Source organism: Pseudoalteromonas sp. XI10, from assembly GCF_001469895.1.
Classification (GTDB): domain Bacteria; phylum Pseudomonadota; class Gammaproteobacteria; order Enterobacterales; family Alteromonadaceae; genus Pseudoalteromonas.
In genome coordinates this window covers 1-2,759 of the sequence record NZ_LOPY01000028.1, presented here as the reverse complement: position 1 = coordinate 2,759, position 2,759 = coordinate 1, and the positions used below count along the sequence as shown (strand labels likewise).

Annotated in this window: 3 protein-coding genes; all 3 read right to left on the bottom strand. The window is 34.5% G+C overall.

Translation table 11 applies throughout. From position 1 onward, the window contains the following. Positions 1-71 precede the first annotated feature (71 nt). Positions 72-554: a hypothetical protein gene (locus AUR67_RS07080; protein ID WP_055198792.1), complete on the bottom strand. Its 483-nt coding sequence runs from the start codon at positions 552-554 to the stop codon at positions 72-74. 207 nt (positions 555-761) lie between these two features. Beyond that, the gene (locus tag AUR67_RS07075) at positions 762-1,358 is read right to left on the bottom strand and encodes a hypothetical protein (RefSeq protein WP_152996506.1); all 597 of its coding nucleotides are present in this window, start codon (positions 1,356-1,358) and stop codon (positions 762-764) included. A 409-nt stretch (positions 1,359-1,767) separates the two neighbouring features. Further along, positions 1,768-2,172: a hypothetical protein gene (locus AUR67_RS07070; protein ID WP_152996505.1), complete on the bottom strand. Its 405-nt coding sequence runs from the start codon at positions 2,170-2,172 to the stop codon at positions 1,768-1,770. Positions 2,173-2,759 lie beyond the last annotated feature (587 nt).

Genomic DNA, 2,759 nt, shown 5'->3' with positions numbered 1-2,759 from the left:
CCTTGGAGATCTGATAGAACGCCTCCAGCAGTTGTTTGCTTGAGTTAAAAAGAGCACATCCTTGCTAACATTTACTTTCTTACGCTCAACTCAAAAATCAGGTTTTCATTTCCTTCTCTAAGGTAAGCAATTTTTACAACTCGCCCCTCTTGGATTGTATCTGAATCATGCTTTCTATTCGCAAAAAAGGTGTTTTCTGTTCCGTAATCATTGTACTTAAAGCGTACTCCATCAACAGTAAAAGCCTCTTCTCTACTATTTCTTTCAACAATTTGAATATCTTCAATAGCTCCTTCAACTGTAGAATAATTTCCAGAATCTATGCCATTAGATTTTAATACTAGGCCATAAAATGACAGTGACTGCATTACAAAAAAGCCAAATACAAATAAGAAGCCAAACCAGAAGTTAACTTTCTTTTCAAACTGTAGTTTATTTTCGTACCAGTATTTTATCTTCGGGCAGCACAATATTAGTAGAACAGAACAAACAAGTGTTAAGTAAAAACCAATTTTGGTTCCCATAAAATCGGACTGAAAATAAAGTTCATACATTAACTAAATCTCCTATGGCTAATCTATGGGCCGAAGTTGCCGTATGAACCATGCTAGTTTCTTTTCCCCGAGCCAATATCGAACGAACACAAAGTGGGTTCAGGTCTTTCATATTGACCTCAACTAAAGACTGAACTGAAGTGGGTATTATAATTTAGAAGGAAAAATTTAGCTTGGCCTCTTTGGGTAGATAAAAGCTACTTACCATTATTCTTTATTTTTAAAGCTTAAATCATTATGACAAAAAGCATCTATTAAACCATCACTATCCGCTTTGTTTATTTTTGCTTCTTTAGGGAGCTCTATATACAAATAATCATAGTTATATTTACCTTCATCAGTCATTCGATTAAGTTTATATCCAATCATGAATTTATCACCTCCACTGTAATCTAAAACTGATATGTTACAATGAGTTGTGTAGTTAATCGAAAATACTAATGAAGCTTTAGCATCTTCGAATTCATCATAGCTCCCAAATAGAGGCACTGAGAAACTATCTATCACTCCAGTGTATTCATCAAAAGCTTTTTGTTTATCTAAAAATGAATCTACTTCAGAATTGACAATATTGATAAACTTTTCTAGTGAAGGTTTAATATCATCGAATTCAATACTTGTGTTTCTATTCTTAAAGAAAGTCATATCCTCAGCAGTGTAACCATATACTAGGCATTTGTTTGCTGTAAAAAAATCACCTCCGATTCGGCCTAACAGATAAGAGTCTTCACAATATTCTGATATAGGCTGTAACGCCATGCAAATGCCGCTTTGGAATAAAAGGATAAAAATTAAATACCTCATATTATCTCCACCATTTAACTTGAGTCTCTACGATTAGCTCAGAAAAAAGCTATTACGTTGTTTGGTATAGTGCTTAACCATAATCCGCGAAAGAGAAAACAAGAACCTACACACATGGGGTCAGGTCTTGCTTTTTGCCACTACCATACTTCATGCTTGAATTGTGCAGCTTGAAATAATCACCCAACTCTTTTCTTTGCTCGACAATTACCGCTAACTTACGCCTTGATGTTGCTTTAGATTTTCCAAATTGGAGTAACATTTTATCGATTTAAATCCATTCTAGAGCTTGTGCTTGCCCATCATAAAATGCCCAGCACGTTGAGAACTTCTATTAAACCATTGCTTATAAACAACATTGGACTAGCTTAAAGGCAAGAAGAAAGACCCTATTAATTCTTTTCTTTTATCATCTTGAAAATTCAACAAGCTTCCATTTCTTTTTATAAGGATAATAAAGTTGTACACCATTTTCAAAGATTAAAACTATAGAATTATTCGCAGAAAAAAACTCTTCAATACCAAATAAACCATGTATTGATTGGAAACTATTAAGTAACTCATCTTTATAAAGCTCTTCTTTATCTCTAGGCCGTGATTTTATAGCCTGGAGATGAGTCAAGGCTTTTTCTATTGAAAGCTCAGATACTAACTTAGATTCACCGAACACTTTAGTCCCCGAACAATTTCTATACAACTTTGATAGACCGGTATATGAAACCTCATTACAGTTATTAATTTCTTTTAACTCATTTTCGCTTGCACACAACTGTGCACTAATACTGATTAACATTAGTCCAACAAAAAGCTTCATTATACTATCTCCGACCATAATGAGAATTAATTAGTAAATACCTTTCATCTGAAAAGGTATGCTCAAACTATTCAGGTTTCGACCAAAAGCTCATTTGAATAGATTGGATATTCCACATTGCTGATATATTAAGCACACATGGGGTCAGGTCTTGCTTTGCACCACTACCTGACTCAAGTTTGAATAGTGTAATTAAAATAATCATCCAATTCTTTTCCTTGCTCGACAATTACCGCGCACTTTAGCCTTGCTATCACTTTAGATTTGTCAAATTGAAGTAACACTTTCTCGATTTAAATCCATTCTGGAGTTTGTGCTTGCCCATCGTAAAATGCCCTACACGTTGAGAACTTCTATTAAACCATTGCTTATAAACAACATTGGACTAGCTAAAAGGCAAAAAGAAAGACCTGACCATTTTAGTGACACTTTTTAGATGCTACGCTAGTAACGCTTTTTCATCAAAGCCTTGCTCATGTAATTTGACTACAAGCTGTTCAAGCAGGTCATCTTTTTCAGGGACTACAGGCTGCGTTAATAGTAAAGAAGTAACATTGCCAAAACCAGGGTGCTCAAAATCAGGGTTC

Bases quoted from the DNA above. Each gene is read 5' to 3' on its own strand.
- AUR67_RS07075 (WP_152996506.1), bottom strand. From the start codon at position 1,358: ATGAGGTATTTAATTTTTATCCTTTTATTCCAAAGCGGCATTTGCATG.
- AUR67_RS07070 (WP_152996505.1), bottom strand. From the start codon at position 2,172: ATGAAGCTTTTTGTTGGACTAATGTTAATCAGTATTAGTGCACAGTTG.
- AUR67_RS07080 (WP_055198792.1), bottom strand. From the start codon at position 554: ATGTATGAACTTTATTTTCAGTCCGATTTTATGGGAACCAAAATTGGT.